The following is a 15,257-nucleotide window of genomic DNA, read 5'->3' on the forward strand; positions in this document are numbered from 1 at the left end:
AAACGTCGACGATACCTACACCAAACTCCAGTTCCTTGTCGAGGAACCCACCATCCGTGTCGACACGATTGGCGACAAGCACGTTGGTGACAAGTTCACCATCACTGCACAGACCAACCTTGCCGTAGATGATGAAATCCTCGTTCAGGTCTACTCATCATCATTCAAGCCGACTCAGAAGAGCCAGAGCGGTGAGTTCAGTGGCGCAACCGGCACTGTTAAGGTCACCAAGGGTGACAGCGGCTACAACAAGATCTCGTTCGATGTTGACTCTTCAACATTCAAGCCGGACGAGTACATTGTAACCGAAGACGCAGTGATCCAGGAAGCAACTGGCACGGCACTGTTCAACGTTCTCGAGACCTCTGCAGTGACAGTGGCCCCGACTACCGCTGCAGCAGCAGTCACCACCAAGGCGCCGACTCAGGCACCCACTCAGGCCCCGACTGCAGTTCCGACTGCAACAGCAACCAAGTCACCCGGTTTCGGTGCACTCATTGCACTGATTGGCCTCGGTGCAGTTGCGTTCGTTGTTGTGCGCAGGAACTAACCTAAAATCTAATTTTTTTTACGCAGCCAGTTTTCAGAGATATCTTTTCACCAGACCGCAGAGTCTCATCGCGCTGTATCTCGTTCTCTTTTAAAATGCATCGTATTCGTCATGGAGCATCTTTTTTAAACCAAAGACGGTCAACGTAGATACAGAGACGTCGATCCGGCGCAAGCGGGATCCGTGGAGGTGCAAGACCGTGAAACTGGTGGTAAAAAATCTCGACATTGCAACCCGTGGGGTTCTCCTTAACCGGCTGGACGCCCGCGGTATTGGTGTACTGAATGGCGATCGTGTTCAGGTCATCAATCCGAAAAACGGGATTTCCGTTACAGCGTTCGTGGAGATCACCTCCACCATTGCACAGCAGGGAACCCTTGGCGTCTACCGTATCACCAATGAGCGCCTCAACCTTGAAGACGGTGCGGAAATTGAGATCCGGGAAGCTGGGCGACCGGCATCTCTGGATTTCATCAAGAAGAAGATGGATGGGGGAAAACTCACCAAAGAAGAGACCCTGACTATCATAAAAGACGTGGTTCGCGATGATATCTCCGCTGCAGAACTGACCGCTTTTATCACAGCCTCGTACATCAACCCGCTTGACATGAATGAAGTGGAGCACCTGACCCGGGCCATGGTCGAGACCGGCGAACAGATCAAGTTTGCTTCACGGCCCATTGTTGACAAACATTCCATTGGTGGAGTACCAGGAAACAAAATTACGTTCCTTGTTGTCCCGATCATTGCTGCAAGCGGTCTCAAGATCCCCAAGACCAGTTCGCGTGCCATCACCGGTGCCGGGGGAACTGCGGATCTCATGGAGGTGCTCTCATCAGTTGAGTTTACATCCGGTGAAGTCCAGCAGATGACCGATAAGGTTGGCGGGTGCATCGTCTGGGGTGGTGCCACGAATATTGCACCGGCTGATGACAAGATTATCATCCAGGAATATCCGTTCAAGATCGATGCCCGGGGCCAGATGCTTGCCAGTGTCATGGCAAAAAAATTCGCTGTGGGTGCAAATCTCGTTGTTATTGATATTCCCGTTGGCCAGAATACCAAGGTTCCGAATATGCAGGAGGGGAGGAAACTGGCACGGGAGTTTATCGAACTTGGAGAACGGCTGGGCATAAAAGTCGAATGCGCCCTGACCTATGGGGATATCCCCGTGGGCCACAGCATCGGTCCGAAACTTGAGATTATCGAGGCATTGCGGGTTCTTGAAGGTTCGCCGGATCCGAACTCCTTTATCCAGAAGAGCCTCTCGATTGCGGGGATTGCCCTTGAGATGGCGGGTAAAGCCCAGCGGGGAGAGGGTGTGGCCATGGCGCAGAATCTTCTCACCAGCGGGAAGGCACTGGAGAAGATGCGGCAGATCATCGAGATCCAGGGTGGAGATCAGAAGATTCGATCATCCGATATTGTTCCCGGTGAACACCAGTTTGTGATCAAAGCACCGGCTTCGGGTTATGTGATCGAGATGAACAACCGGTCCCTCATCACCCTGGCAAGAACTGCCGGTGCACCTCAGGATCCCGGGGCAGGTATCCTGCTCCATGCCAAGAAGGGCAAACTTGTCAAAGTCGGTGAGCCGCTCTTCACTATCTTTGCCGACAGGAACTGGAGGCTGCAGAATGCAATTGAGGAAGGCAGGCGGCTTATGCCAATTCTTGTAGAAGGGATGCTCCTTGACCGTGTGCCCCCTGTATCGGAGTTATAGACCGATGTCCTGATATATGAGCAGGTTGCGATAATTTATCATGTATCCTCCTCGAATGCGTTTCCTTTTTGCCATCCTGCTCATTGTCCTTCTCTGCAGTTCGGCACAGGCAACGACCACCCTGCTGATCACGGTGCAGGACAGTATAGATAATACTACCCTTTCTCACGCTACGGTTTTTGTCAACAACGCCAATTATGCCCGCACCAACTCTCTCGGGCAGGTATACCTCACCCATACCGGACAAGATGATCAAGTGATCAAGATCACCAAGACCGGGTATAATGACTGGAGCCAGACTGTCAGCAAGAATACAACTGTCCTGCTGGTGAACCTGAGCCGCCAGACCCTTACGTTCACGGTAAACCTGTTCGATTCCGACACCCTCAATCCGATTACGGGTGCAAACGTTACCCTGACGTCGGAAAATCTTTCGCAAACGAAACTGACCGATTCGAGTGGATCGGCCACGTTTGCGGTAACCGCCACAACAATTTATACTCTGAATATCAATGCTGCCAATTACGAATCCCGAAGCAGTACGATCGAAATGGGTACCGAGAACCAGGAAGTGCAGTACAAACTGCTCTCTGGCAACAGTTTCTCGTTCGTGGTAAAGGACAAGGATTCGGGAAAGGCACTCTCCGATGCAGAAGTGCGGCTTAATGCCATCCTTGCCGGGAAGACAGATGAGCGTGGGATCCTTATCACGCCGGTTACCCGCGGGAAAACCTATACCATTGAGATCAAGAGAGATGGGTACCAGACCTATACGGAATCCCGGACTATCGGTGAATCCGATGCCATATTCTATGCAACCCTGACAAAAGCACCGGTTGGCGCCTTTGTCTATATCACCGATGAATCCAAGAAAGCGATGAGCAATGTGGATGTCTATGTCAACGGTTCCCTGGCAGGAACTTCGAACGAGTACGGGCGCATGAACCTCCCGAACCTTGTTGCCGGGGATTATAGTGTCGTTGTCAAGAAATCCGGTTACCTGACGCAGACTCGTACCGTAAGTGTCTCCAGCCAGAGCCAGGATTATACATTTGTCATGCCCTATGAAAGTGCTGCACTGACGATTTTTGTCCAGGACAGCGACAAGAAAGTGTTGTCCAATGTATCCCTTGCGGTTGACGGAACCGTTGTCGGTCTAACTGATGACAATGGCCAGTTGATTACTCAGGTTCCTTTTGGTGTTGATGTCAATATATCGGCAACAAAGGATGGATATTCCCCTGCATCGGTTAAGAAGATTGTCGGGCAGGGAAACGCTACGGCCACGGTCACCATTATTCTGGAAAAAAATCTTGACTGGGGTCTGTTCAGTATGATTGCGATCGGAGCAATTGCGATCATTGTCCTGTTTGTCATTATCAGGATTTTAGGGCGCGGGCAGCACCATGTCATGCGAAGAAAAAATGAAATTTAACTAGTTTCTTTTTTCCTGATAGAAGGAGTATCAAGCATCTGATCGTTTAGTTTTCATTTTCGTTATTAATGGGAACCCTTGAAAAAATTCCAGACCCTGCTGACTGCAGTTTCCCATTAAAAAACGGACCCAGCGGGAATCGAACCCGCGTCCTTGGGTTCGAAGCCCAAGAGGATGTCCTCTACCCCATGGATCCTTCCCATCTTCTTTACATCAAAAGATATTAAGTATTTTCTGCCGATAAGCTATCTAATGATTCTGTCAGCATCCGAGATCGCCCGCCGTCTTGAACTCAAACAGGGCGCAGAGAAACTTGTTATAACTCCATACCTGCGTGAATGTCAGCAGCCGGCGTCGTATGATCTTCGGGCTGCTTCTGATCTGTTGCTGGAACAGGGAACCTGCATGCTTGTGCCTACCCTGGAGTGGGTGGAGCTTCCTATGGATCTCGCCGGGACGCTCCGGTGCCGGTCATCATTTGGCCGGCGGGGTGTCCTGCTCGGTGCCGGATTCGTTGATCCGGGATTCCGCGGACAACTCACGTTGTGCCTGACGAATATGGGAACTGACATTCCCCTCCATAAAAACGACCGTATTGTCCAGATGATCCTTCATGAAGTGCGTGGCGGAGAGCACGGGTATTCCGGCCGGTACCAGGACAGTATCGGTGCTGTCGAGGCTAAGTGACCATGATCAGGACCGAGAGAAAATATGTTGAGGTATTGCGGATCCTCAAGGAGCATCCGGATCCGATGGGTGCCAAGAGGCTTTCCGAGCTGATGGCGGAAAGGGGTTTTGTCCTGAGTGATCGGGCAGTCCAGTACTATCTCAGTTATCTCGACACCATGGGTTTTACGGAAAAGGTCGGTAACCTGGGGAGGATACTGACACCTCTTGGGCTGGTGGAGACAGATAACGCCCTTGTTGATGACAGGATTGGGTTTATCATCTCGAAACTGGAACGCCTCGCGTACCGCAGCACATTTGATCCCGTCACAAGCACGGGAGATGTGGCATATAACCTCTCCATCGTCCCGTTAGAATCCGCGGAGAATGTTAAAGCCGCATTTGATGAGGTAGCCCGGGCGGGATGCGGCTTCTTCAATTCCTATCGTATGATCGATCACGATCCCCGGATTCCCTCCGGCCATGTAGGGTTCATGACCCTCTGCAGTATCGCTATGGATGGGGTTTTTCAGCGGAGGGGGATTCCCGTAAGGATGGCATTTGGCGGGAGACTTGAGATCGAGAACGGGATTCCCCGGCAATTCCGGGATCTTATAGGATACCGGGGTACCACGATAGATCCCCTTGAGTTGTTCATCAACTCCGGTCTTACCTCCATCTCATCATTTGTGGGATCGAAGACCGGTATTGCCCTTGCGAATGTCCGTGAAGTGCCCTGTGCTGCCCGTCCGCAGGTTGAGGAGACGATCCGCCAGATGAATGCCTGTGGTTTTGTATTTCCGGTAACGCTGGGAAACCATGTGTTCAACCTGCCTTCGAATCCCTACCGCCTTTCGATTGTCGCCCTTAGCGGTCTGAATTATATTGGGAATGCCGTTGAGCATGGTATCAGGATCCGGACTGAGATCGGTGCAGGCAATATCCCGTTCTCAAAAATTTTCAATGAGATCTGATCAGATCCAGGAGAGATCGTCCTTTTTTCGTATCTTTTTATCCCGCGTCTGTTCAGGTGTTGCCTCCTCTTTCTGGTCTGATGGTTCATCCCGTGTATCCTTAGGGGTGATCGGATCCAAATTTTTTTTCTGTTTCAAGTTGGTACTGAAGAGTGATGTGTCCCGCACCTTTGGAATAGATGTACCAAAAACATTTTTACCCGAAAATATCCCGTCCTTTGCCCGGAAGGAAGGATCTTTTACTACGATGGGTTTTTCTTCAACTTCCGACAGGGAATAATTATCCGGAGAATGCAGGTCTGGTGTCCTCATCTCTTCAACGGGTTCAGGCAGTCTGCTCACGGTGTCCGGTGTCGGAGATGGTTCTACCGCTTCCGACGCTTCCGGAACCGGTTGCCGTTTCCGGATAATCACCGTCTTTTTTTCTCCTGTCTGCGCCAGATCCTGCTGTGGTGCTGATGGCGTCAAAACCGGCCTTGCCGTCAGAGGGTGGGGGCTGTCGGTAGTGGATATCACCTGACGTTTTGGCCTGATGATCTCGGGAGGTGTCTGTTGGGGAGCAGGTGGGACTCTTGCAGCTTGCGGTGTTGCCCTGGTTCCGGAGAGTGCCATCATCCGCTGCCGCTGTAACTCCTGTTCAATCCGTTGTCGGGTCAACTCCGCTGCATGCCCGCCGGTTATGTTCTTTGGTGGGGGAGTGACTGCGGGGGGGCGCGGCCGGGCCGGGGGAGTGTCAGGTAATATGGGCTGCTGAGAGGGAGCTCTCTGCCGCTGCGTAGCATACTGCGGGGGTGTTGTCCTTTGCTGTGGTTGAATCACCGGGCGTACCGGGTACTGGGGGGCTCTCCCTTCTGCTGCGTTCATTCTCCCTGGAGGAGCTACTTCCGGCGGGCGGGGTTGGGGGACTGGCCGGGGAACAGGGGGGACGGGTCCCCGTAACTGAGGATCTGGCCTGTTCACAGGAGGAACAGGGCGTTGCTCACTTGCAGGCACTATTGGTGGAGTTGTGTGCGAGAACTCTTCCCGGGGATGATGGGATTTTTCAGTTACTTTCTGCATAGTTGTCGGGAGAACGATCATCTCGTCCCGAAGCGATCCCGTATCCTGACTGATTCTGGGGGTGAACGTCTCCTCCTCTGCCTCTGTTCCACGCACCGGTCCGAGCCGTGCCTGCTCCCGGATCTCCTGGAGTTCGTTTATACGGGGGATATTCTCAAGGCCGGATAACATGATGATGATCGCGACATTTTTTGTGTTCATGACCGGATAATCGCCGGATCTCATCTCAAGGCCCCGGATGCTCCGGTCGATCCATTTCCTGACGGTCATGAACCCCTGCATCGAGAGTTCGTGGGAAGGCCCTGCAATGAGAACGAGTGCCTTGTGGGCGCTGGTCATATCACAGGGAGTTGAGATCTCATGATAAATCGCCTGTTTTGCCAGTTCGACAATACGCGATGCCTTCTTTTTACTCTCCTCGTCAACCAGTCCTGCTGGTTTCAACTGGGAGAGGAATGCCAGGGGATTGTTGGGGAGCCTTTCAACAGCATATCCGATAGTGATGAATCCCCCGTCTTTCATGGTATTGAGTACTTCACCGGAATCCAGCACCACTTCGGCAAGGTCGATACCCCCATCAGCCCGGAATTCTCCCGCCTTTAAAATGAGGCTGATCCTCCGGACAATCGCCTCGTTGATGTGGAGATAGGTTGCCAGTTCCGGTGATATCTCCGGCTCTGCCTTCCCGAACCCGAGCATCTGTGCAATGCCTTTCTCTTTTTTCGGGTCATTGGCGTGAGCAGTCCGGGTTTTTTTGTACCATGTTTCGTTATCGAATACTATCATCCCGTCGAGGAGCGGGGAAAGGATATCGATGTCATCGGCTGCCTTGCAGGAACGTTTCGCCCCCTCCGCAAGGCAGGGCAGTGTGACCAACCCGAAAATAGGTTCCACAATCGAAGAACGGAGTCCAGCAATAACATGAGGAACGATATCTGTCATCATCCCTCCAAGACCGCAGCAGACAATGATCGCATCGTTCTCAGCAGATTCGAGATTCTGGATACGCGAGACGATCTCGGCGATATCGATTGTCGCGGTCGGGCTCACCATCCCGGTTTTTTCCGGACTCATCGGATCAAAGGGAGGGTAGTATAATTTTAATGAATCCGGTAAGCCGCTCAACTGTTGTAACGTGGTTTCGTCAACGTCAACTGCCAGTACCTGAACGCATGCAACCTTGCTGCTCCGGCGGTCAATGGAGTATAAGCTGTCTACAATCCGGCATCCAGCCCCGCCCAATCCGATAGCGATTATCCGCATAGCGTTATCCTGTTAATCCGTTTGACCCGGTAGTCACGATCTATTCGATAGAGAAATATTGTCCGGTCGGTATTCAATATCTTATAGGATCATGGATCATGGAGAAATAAGTCTTTGTTGGCATACCGGTCATGCCCATGGTTCGTGGTAATGATGAGTCCGGAACATTGTGCAGACTGTAAGGGAACCATAAATGGTGCCTGAACCGGGATAGCCTGCTGCGTTCTCCCCCGTTTCCTGAAAAAAACCGGACTGATTCCTCTAATAAACGCCATAATGACCGATTTAGGAACGGATTGCCGTTTCTCTCCAACCTAAAATGATAATTTATTTAAATGCGTGGACGGTAATACTCCATGAGGTGAACAAGCCTTGACATATGGAATTGAATTCGTACCTGGAAATGTCAACGTAAAGCAAGTTGTTAACTTCTGTAAACTTGCTGAATCCAAAGACATTGATTTTGCATGGATCACCAACCACTATAACAACCGCCACTGCTACCCCACCCTTGCCGCCATTGCGCAGGCAACCACGACCCTCAAGATGGGCCCGGGTATCATGAACTCCTTCACTGACACTCCCGCTGCAATGGCATCCTTTGCCTGCACGCTCAACGAGATCTCTGACGGACGTGCAGTCCTCGGTATCGGACCGGGCGACCTCTCGACCCTCCCGAAGCTGGCAATTAAAGCAGAGAAGCCGGTCGGACGGCTCGAGGAAGCAATCGTCCAGTTCCGCAAGCTCTGCGCCGGTGAAGAAGTCAAGAAGTCAGGAATGCAGTTCTTCGACTACGACGGTGCAAAGCTGACTGGTGTTACCCTCCCCGGAAAGAAGGGAATCCCGGTATACGTTGGTGCACAGGGCCCCAAGGTCCTTGACCTCGCCGGAAGAGTCGGTGACGGTGCACTCATCAACGCATCCAACCCCAAGGACTTCGCCATTGCAATCCCGATCATCAAGGCAGCCTGCGACAAGGTAGGCAAGAAGAACTTTGACATCGGTGCATACACTGCAATGTCCATTGACCGGAGCGAGAAGAAGGCACGCAACTCTGCAAAGATTGTTGCCGCATTCATCGCAGCCGGCTCACCCCCCGACCTCCTGACCCGCCACGGCCTCGACCTGAACAATGTTGCCAAGATCAAGGCAGCACTCGGAAAGTTCGACTTCAAGTCGGTAGGAGAACTCGTTGGAGACAAAGAGATCGACGCCTTCACCATTGCAGGAACTCCTGAGATGGTCAAGCAGAAGTGCGAGGATCTCACCAAGGCTGGCGTCACGCAGATCATCTTCGGGTCACCACTCGGTCCCGACATGACCACATCCATCCGCCTCCTCGGCAAGTACGTTGTATAAGCGCACTCAATACCTGCCTCATACAGCCGAAAACGGCGATGGTGCCTTGGCAGAAAAATTCTTTTTTATTTGTGTAGATGAATTTTGACAGTATCCATCACGTGCAAATGACTATCAGATCCCGCCGGAAATACTAACGAGAAGAGAATGTTTTCCGTTACCGAAGTTACCACCCCGAAAGGACTTGTGCAGTACCGGGAGGAACGGTTTACAGGTTTCCGGTGCAGGATCAGTCCTGACCGGTCGAAACGCCATGTCCTCCAACCCATGACTCCTCCGCAAGAGATCGGAGACTGCCCGTTCTGCCCTGACCGGGTATTCTCTGTTACCCCGTCCTTTCCCGATGGCCGGAGAATTATCCATGGTGAGAGCATCACCTTTCCCAATATGTTTCCTTTCGGACAGGGTCATGTGGTAACGGTTATCACCAGAGAACACCGGGTGAACACGTTCAGCAGACAACAGATTGCCGATGCACTGGCAGGACAGGTTGAGGCACTTCAGCAATATGATGGCTATCCCAGTATCAATATGAATTTTCTCCCTTCTGCGGGGGCGAGTCTCATTCACCCGCACATGCAGGGGCTTTCAGAGACCCGGCCATCATTGGTCATGGAACGGTACCTCCAGGCAGGACAGCAATTCCAGCAGTGCTCCGGTGGCAGCAACTACTGGGAAGCAGTCCGGGAAGAAGAGAAAGTATCCGGGAGATATCTGTTCGGCGATGAGATTCTCTGGTCTGCGCATGCGGTCCCGTGCGGTGAGCGAGAGGTTCGGGGAATCCTGCCGGTGGGCTCTCTCAACGAAACTGGCCCTTATATCGATCTTCTGGCACACGGTATTCTTGAAGTGCTGGCATTCTACCGGAACCTGGGGACATATGCGTTCAACATGTCCATCTTTTTCGATAAACCTGATGAAAACAGTGGTTTTCACGCGTTCTGTTCGCTCATATCCCGGATCAATCCCAATTCATCATCCATGAGTGATTCAGCATTCATGGAGCGGCTTCATCTGGAGCCGGTTATCATGACTCTCCCGGAAGAGATGGGGTTACTTTATAAAAGGGAAAAAAAATAAAAAAATTTAATCGAATTTTGCAACGAGTTTGGTCTTGCGAACGAGCGTACCGTCCTTCTTGTGGGCCTGACGCAGGATGCTGTCTCCTGCCTTCTCGAGCTCACGTGCCTCGTCGCAGAGCAGTGCTGCGTGTCTCATCATTTCGTGAGCACTTGCAACGATCGGGATGTACTTCTCCCATTCCTTGGTCATGAAGCAGCCCTTAACGTTCTGGCCTGCAACCGCTATGGCGATCTCGTGGGCAGCGCGTGCCTTTGCCAGTGCATAGGGATTGGTGAACTCACCGTCGACCGCCTTGTCGGTGGTCATGATGATCTTCGGGAGCTCGATCTCGGTACCCTTTTTGCCGGCCTTGACCTGGTCGATGACCTTGTCCAGTGCAACCTGCAGCTTGCGGAATGCGCCGGTGAGTGCCAGCACTTTAACGAGATTGCCGTTGTAGTCGGACATCTCGACGGGGTCGAGGAATTCGCGGCGTGCACCAATCATGGAGTCTGCCTTCATGATGATATAGCCGAACTTAGTGTCTGCCTTGACGCCTTCCCACTCCTTCTTCGTGGTTACATCATCAGTGATGATGATAGTCGGGATACCTGCTGCAGCGAGCTGTTCGCGGGCACCGGTCGGGCCGGGGAGAACCCCGTTGGGGGAGACTACGATACAGAAGTCAGGCTTGTATGCCTTCAGGTTGGAAACAACACGGTCGACATCTGCCGGCTCGAGTTTAGTTCCACTGGTCGCCATGAATGTCTGCATGTCTTCACGGTCTGCTCTCTCATCAAGGAGGAGCTCTGCCATTACACCACTTGCAATGTTGCCGAGTTTAGCAACGCCTACTTTAACAACCATGTAATTCACCTCGAAAATGTTATAACACGTTATTATGACCCGGTATTCATATAAACATTTTGAAACGTCTTCTCTCGTCGAAAAACGGAGAAACCCAAATAATTTGATGATCATGTATAGGTCAGGGAAAATACTGTGAATGTGTCCCCCTATGTGCGAAACGAGATGAAAATCGGGTGTATGCCCGGAAAAAATGACTGGGAAATCTGTAACTGTCCACTTTGATAATACGGGTTTTTGATTTCAGTTTTCTGCGCGAATCCTATAGTAAAAATCTCATGTCATCTGGGGATAAAATGACCTGCGGTGGCACGTGCCTCGCATTTCTCTCCGAAAGTAGAGGGAGAAACGGACACTGACAGAAAATGCACTCTGGGGGGTGGGTGTGCCTTGTTTAGCGGGAACTTATGCGCTCTCAACACAACACTGATTTTAGGAATGACGTGGAACTTCTGAATACCCTGAAAGTTAACGAAAAGTGTTTAAGTCCCGGTTGTAAAGGAGTAATCATGAAGGATGGGCTGCTCACCGAACGACAGATGGAAGTACTGCGATACCGCAAGCAGGGACTGACCCAGCAGCAAATTGCAGATATCATCTCCACCTCCAAGGCCAATGTCTGCACCATAGAAAAAAGTGCCATGGAGAACATCCGTAGGGCAAAGGAGACCCTTGAATTCCTTTATACACTTGATGCCACTCATCTCTGCACCATCCCGTCCGGAACTGATCTCTTCAATGTCCCTGCTATCATCTTCGGGGAGGCTGAGAAGATCAACATCAAGGTCAAATACGATACCATCTCCCTGATCAACCGCTTGAGGGAATCCCGGTCAGAGGCTTGTAAGGCCCGGGTGGTGTGCGAAGACATCATTGTCTATATCACAGATCAGGGCGAACTGTACTTCGGCTGAGCCGGATCGTTCTGCAAGTCCCGGTTCCAGTCCTCTCGATCCTTTTACCCTAAATCTCTGGCATATGTTTATATGTTCTTTTATGCTATAATTATGGAAGCCGATATGAGGTTATCCTCTGCAGAGATGTATGTCCCATCGTCTGGGACATGCCCGATCTGTGAACGGCGCGACCATGCCTCCGGACACTGGAGTGGCGGTTGTGCCGTGGGAGAACCTCGATTGGTGGACCCCGCCAGAATGGCGAGGGTATCCCGAGAAGGAGTTGTGATTCGTCACAACAGGCTGACAGAGTGGGTCTGATCAGGCGCATGGGCCAACGTTCGTGCAACGTGCCCTCTTCACGTAAAAATCACGTGGATGCGCCATTATCAGGATCTTCTTTCGCGAGACAGGAATGCTGGTGCACACCGGCACAGCGGTGAGAACATCTCTCATACGCATCTCCATACCGGGTGATACGTCATCGGTCAGGTGTGCAAACGATCCATCAAGGATTGTATGCTCAAACTGCCGTTATTGGCGATCACCTCCGTCGCGTGTTGGCTTCTGGCACAAACGAAGTCATCACACATCTCGGATCAATCTCACACGTGTCGCAATGAGAATAACCTACACGCAAGATGAGGATGGATTAACACATGCCAAAAATTAACAGACCACGCCGTGGATCTCTTGCATTCAGCCCGAGAAAGCGTGCAAAGAGTCCGATCCCGAAATACCAGTCGTGGCCCTCCACCGAGGGAGCACCGATCCTCCAGGGATTTGCCGGATACAAAGTAGGTATGACGCATGTTATCATGGTGGACGATCATAAGAGCAGTCCGACCGAGGGCAAAGAGATTATGGTCCCCGTGACGGTCATCGAAGTTCCCGCTATGAAAGTAGCAGCGATCCGCGCCTACAGCAAAGATACCTATGGCAAACACGCGTTCACCGAACTCTGGGCAGAGCAGCTCGACACCGTTCTTGGACGCAGGATTACCCTCCCCAAGGATTATGACCGGAATGCAGCCCTGAAGAAGTTCTCCGATGCAGTTGCCGCAGGAACCGTTGCCGAGATCTACGCAGTCACGTATACGCAGCCGGCATCGATGAGCGGTGTTCCGAAGAAAGTTCCCGACCTCATGGAGATCAAGGTCGGCGGTTCGGACATCAAGAAACTCTTCGAGTTTGCCCAGGGCCTCCTTGGAAAGGAAGTCACCCTAAACAATGTGATCCAGTCCGGTGCATATGCAGATATCACTGCAATCACCACCGGTAAGGGAACAAACGGCGCCGTAAAACGCTGGGGCATTGCACTGCGCAAGCGCAAACACGCAGTTGGCGGCAAGAAACGTCACCTTGGCACTCTTGGACCATGGAATCCCCACCACGTCCGCTGGGAAGTCCCGCAGGTTGGTCAGCTGGGGTTCCAGCAGCGCACCGAGTTCAACAAGCGCATCTTAAAAGTCAGCGAGAACGCAAGCGAGATCACTCCCGCCGGCGGTTTCCTGCACTATGGTGTGCTCAAGAACCCGTACGTGCTTATCAAGGGGTCTATTCCCGGCCCGGTAAAGCGGCTCATCCGTATCAGGCCCGCAATCCGCCAGGGTGAACATGTCGTCAGGATGCCGGCAATCCAGTTCGTGAGCGTCCAGAGCAAGCAGGGATGATCAGAGATGAAAGCACAGGTTAAATTACTTGATGGCGGCGTCGCAAAAGACATCGAACTTCCGGAGATCTTCTCCGAGGACTACCGCCCCGATCTGATCAAGAAGGCAGTCATGGCCCTCCAGAGTGTACGGAGACAGCCGCACGGGACAGACCCGTTTGCCGGCATCCGTTCATCAGCAGTCGGCTGGGGTAGCGGTCGCGGTTCATCGCACGTCCCCCGTCTCAAGAATGGCTCCCGCGCGGCAAAAGTCCCGCAGGCAAAGGGCGGTCGTGAGGCACACCCCCCGAAGGTTGCAAAGATCCTGATCAAGGAGATCAACCAGAAGGAGAAGCAGAAGGCATTCCGGTCAGCGGTTGCCGCAAGCATCAGTGCAGAACTCATCAAGAGCCGCGGACACCTCTTTGAAGGCGCAGTTCCGGTCGTTCTTGAGGATAAGTTCGAGACACTCGGCCAGACCAAGGATGTCATCACCGCGCTCACCACTGCTGGTGTCTACAATGATATCGAGCGGTCAAAGGACAGCAAGAAGGTCCGTGCCGGCAGGGGCAAGATGCGTGGCCGCAGGTTCAAGCAGAGAAAGAGCCTGCTGATTGTCACCGCGGAGAAACCGCTGCTCGCAGCCCGCAACCTCTCCGGTGTCGATGTGGTCACCGTTGACCAGCTGAATGTCGAGCATCTTGCACCCGGTATGCAGGCAGGTCGCCTGACCGTCTGGACCGAGAGCGCACTTGTACGCCTGGAGGGAAGGTAAATGACCCTTAAGTACCCGTTTGTCACGGAAAAGGCAATGGTCCTCCTTGAGAACCAGAGCAAGCTCCAGTTCCTGGTAACCCGTGAGGCAACCAAGGCTGACATCAAGCGCGAGATCGAGAAGTCCTTCGGTCAGAACGTCAAGAGCGTCAGGACGCTCATGAACACGCACGGCCAGAAGAAGGCCATCGTGAGCTTCGAGAACAACAAGGCCGCCGAGGAGATTCTCAGTCGGCTCGGTATAATGTAGGTGGGGAAACATGGGACATCGAATTACAACACAAGCCCGCGGCAAGGGAGGCCCGACATACCGCGCACCCTCCCACCGGTACAAGGCTGAGCTGAAGCACATCGGCGACGACACGCAGAAGATCACCGGAACTATCATCGACATCGAGCACGACCCTGCACGCAATGCACCGATCGCCCTCGTCAAGCTCGAGGATGGCACAAAGGTCTACATGCTCGTTACCGAAGGTCTTGGAATCGGCGAAGTTATTCTCTGGGGATCCTCAGGAGAAGTCAAGAACGGCAACACGCTCACCCTCGCGAACATCCCGACCGGTACCTACATCTGTAACATCGAGGCACGCCCGAATGACGGCGGAAAGTTTGTCCGCGCTTCGGGAGTGCAGGCAGTTGTTGTTGACAAGGCAGATGATCGTGTCGGCGTCAGGATGCCCAGCGGCAAGACGAAATGGTTCAATGCACGCTGCCGTGCAACCATCGGTATTGTAGCCGGTGGCGGTCGCGTTGAAAAGCCGTTTGTGAAAGCGGGTAACAAGTACCACAAGATGGCGAACACCGCATCCAACTGGCCACGCGTCCGTGGTGTTGCAATGAACGTCATCGACCACCCGTTCGGTGGCGGTGGTCACCAGCACACCGGTCGCCCGAAGACGATTGCACGCGGTACTTCCCCGGGAAGAACTGTGGGATCTGTGGCTGCACGCAGGACAGGTAAGAGCAGGAAGTGAT

Annotated in this window: 14 protein-coding genes and 1 tRNA gene; 12 read left to right on the forward strand and 3 right to left on the reverse strand. The window is 52.7% G+C overall.

Annotated elements, in window-relative coordinates; all coding sequences use genetic code 11:
• The 3 genes from LUQ43_RS12510 to LUQ43_RS12520 form a co-directional block, all read left to right on the forward strand.
• Positions 1-550: PGF-CTERM sorting domain-containing protein (locus tag LUQ43_RS12510; RefSeq protein WP_299968255.1), on the forward strand; the 550-nt coding region annotated here is incomplete at its 5' end.
• Between the two features lie 199 nt (positions 551-749).
• Positions 750-2,273 (forward strand): AMP phosphorylase, encoded by a 1,524-nt coding sequence (locus LUQ43_RS12515; protein WP_299968257.1) that lies wholly within the window; start codon positions 750-752, stop codon positions 2,271-2,273.
• A 40-nt stretch (positions 2,274-2,313) separates the two neighbouring features.
• Positions 2,314-3,708, forward strand: coding sequence for a carboxypeptidase regulatory-like domain-containing protein (locus tag LUQ43_RS12520; RefSeq protein WP_299968259.1), 1,395 nt, complete (start codon positions 2,314-2,316; stop codon positions 3,706-3,708).
• A 124-nt stretch (positions 3,709-3,832) separates the two neighbouring features.
• Here the strand turns inward: LUQ43_RS12520 and LUQ43_RS12525 are convergent.
• Positions 3,833-3,904: transfer RNA gene (locus tag LUQ43_RS12525), tRNA-Arg, on the reverse strand.
• A 56-nt stretch (positions 3,905-3,960) separates the two neighbouring features.
• Between LUQ43_RS12525 and LUQ43_RS12530 the strand changes: the two genes are divergently transcribed.
• Together LUQ43_RS12530 and LUQ43_RS12535 are read left to right on the forward strand one after the other, a co-directional pair.
• The gene (locus tag LUQ43_RS12530; protein WP_299968261.1) at positions 3,961-4,395 is read left to right on the forward strand and encodes a dCTP deaminase; all 435 of its coding nucleotides are present in this window, start codon (positions 3,961-3,963) and stop codon (positions 4,393-4,395) included.
• A 2-nt stretch (positions 4,396-4,397) separates the two neighbouring features.
• Complete coding sequence (locus LUQ43_RS12535) at positions 4,398-5,348, forward strand: NrpR regulatory domain-containing protein (RefSeq protein WP_299968262.1); 951 nt, start codon at positions 4,398-4,400, stop codon at positions 5,346-5,348.
• Here LUQ43_RS12535 and LUQ43_RS12540 read toward each other — a convergent pair whose 3' ends face one another.
• Positions 5,349-7,481 (reverse strand): hypothetical protein, encoded by a 2,133-nt coding sequence (locus LUQ43_RS12540; protein WP_299968264.1) that lies wholly within the window; start codon positions 7,479-7,481, stop codon positions 5,349-5,351.
• A gap of 561 nt (positions 7,482-8,042) precedes the next feature.
• Here LUQ43_RS12540 and LUQ43_RS12545 point away from each other — a divergent pair.
• Together LUQ43_RS12545 and LUQ43_RS12550 are read left to right on the forward strand one after the other, a co-directional pair.
• A complete protein-coding gene (locus LUQ43_RS12545; protein WP_299968266.1) occupies positions 8,043-9,029 on the forward strand; it encodes a 5,10-methylenetetrahydromethanopterin reductase in 987 nt (328 codons plus the stop codon).
• Between the two features lie 147 nt (positions 9,030-9,176).
• A complete protein-coding gene (locus tag LUQ43_RS12550) occupies positions 9,177-10,109 on the forward strand; it encodes a galactose-1-phosphate uridylyltransferase (protein ID WP_299968268.1) in 933 nt (310 codons plus the stop codon).
• Between the two features lie 6 nt (positions 10,110-10,115).
• Here LUQ43_RS12550 and LUQ43_RS12555 read toward each other — a convergent pair whose 3' ends face one another.
• A complete protein-coding gene (locus tag LUQ43_RS12555) occupies positions 10,116-10,958 on the reverse strand; it encodes a F420-dependent methylenetetrahydromethanopterin dehydrogenase (RefSeq protein WP_299968270.1) in 843 nt (280 codons plus the stop codon).
• Between the two features lie 509 nt (positions 10,959-11,467).
• Here LUQ43_RS12555 and LUQ43_RS12560 point away from each other — a divergent pair.
• The 5 genes from LUQ43_RS12560 to LUQ43_RS12580 all read left to right on the forward strand — a co-directional run bounded on the left by LUQ43_RS12560 (position 11,468) and on the right by LUQ43_RS12580 (position 15,256).
• Entirely contained in the window at positions 11,468-11,872 is a 405-nt protein-coding gene (locus LUQ43_RS12560; RefSeq protein ID WP_299968272.1) for a Tfx family DNA-binding protein, read from the forward strand.
• A gap of 641 nt (positions 11,873-12,513) precedes the next feature.
• A complete protein-coding gene (locus LUQ43_RS12565) occupies positions 12,514-13,527 on the forward strand; it encodes a 50S ribosomal protein L3 (RefSeq protein ID WP_299968274.1) in 1,014 nt (337 codons plus the stop codon).
• Positions 13,528-13,533: 6 nt separating this feature from the next.
• Positions 13,534-14,280: a 50S ribosomal protein L4 gene (gene rpl4p / locus LUQ43_RS12570; protein ID WP_299968276.1), complete on the forward strand. Its 747-nt coding sequence runs from the start codon at positions 13,534-13,536 to the stop codon at positions 14,278-14,280.
• A complete protein-coding gene (locus tag LUQ43_RS12575) occupies positions 14,281-14,529 on the forward strand; it encodes a 50S ribosomal protein L23 (RefSeq protein ID WP_299968278.1) in 249 nt (82 codons plus the stop codon). It abuts the gene before it with no gap.
• Positions 14,530-14,539: 10 nt separating this feature from the next.
• Positions 14,540-15,256, forward strand: a complete 717-nt coding sequence (locus LUQ43_RS12580) for a 50S ribosomal protein L2 (protein WP_299968280.1) — start codon at positions 14,540-14,542, stop codon at positions 15,254-15,256.
• Position 15,257 lies beyond the last annotated feature (1 nt).

The organism is Methanoregula sp. (assembly GCF_028679125.1).
In the GTDB taxonomy this organism is placed as follows: domain Archaea; phylum Halobacteriota; class Methanomicrobia; order Methanomicrobiales; family Methanospirillaceae; genus Methanoregula.

What these genes read in the sequence shown, in the direction of transcription:
- LUQ43_RS12520 (WP_299968259.1), top strand. Translation starts at nt 2,314, where the DNA reads ATGTATCCTCCTCGAATGCGTTTCCTTTTTGCCATCCTGCTCATTGTC.
- LUQ43_RS12530 (WP_299968261.1), top strand. Translation starts at nt 3,961, where the DNA reads ATGATTCTGTCAGCATCCGAGATCGCCCGCCGTCTTGAACTCAAACAG.
- LUQ43_RS12535 (WP_299968262.1), top strand. Translation starts at nt 4,398, where the DNA reads ATGATCAGGACCGAGAGAAAATATGTTGAGGTATTGCGGATCCTCAAG.
- LUQ43_RS12540 (WP_299968264.1), bottom strand. Translation starts at nt 7,481, where the DNA reads ATGAGTCCGGAAAAAACCGGGATGGTGAGCCCGACCGCGACAATCGAT.
- LUQ43_RS12550 (WP_299968268.1), top strand. Translation starts at nt 9,177, where the DNA reads ATGTTTTCCGTTACCGAAGTTACCACCCCGAAAGGACTTGTGCAGTAC.
- LUQ43_RS12555 (WP_299968270.1), bottom strand. Translation starts at nt 10,958, where the DNA reads ATGGTTGTTAAAGTAGGCGTTGCTAAACTCGGCAACATTGCAAGTGGT.
- LUQ43_RS12560 (WP_299968272.1), top strand. Translation starts at nt 11,468, where the DNA reads ATGAAGGATGGGCTGCTCACCGAACGACAGATGGAAGTACTGCGATAC.
- LUQ43_RS12565 (WP_299968274.1), top strand. Translation starts at nt 12,514, where the DNA reads ATGCCAAAAATTAACAGACCACGCCGTGGATCTCTTGCATTCAGCCCG.
- rpl4p (WP_299968276.1), top strand. Translation starts at nt 13,534, where the DNA reads ATGAAAGCACAGGTTAAATTACTTGATGGCGGCGTCGCAAAAGACATC.
- LUQ43_RS12575 (WP_299968278.1), top strand. Translation starts at nt 14,281, where the DNA reads ATGACCCTTAAGTACCCGTTTGTCACGGAAAAGGCAATGGTCCTCCTT.
- LUQ43_RS12580 (WP_299968280.1), top strand. Translation starts at nt 14,540, where the DNA reads ATGGGACATCGAATTACAACACAAGCCCGCGGCAAGGGAGGCCCGACA.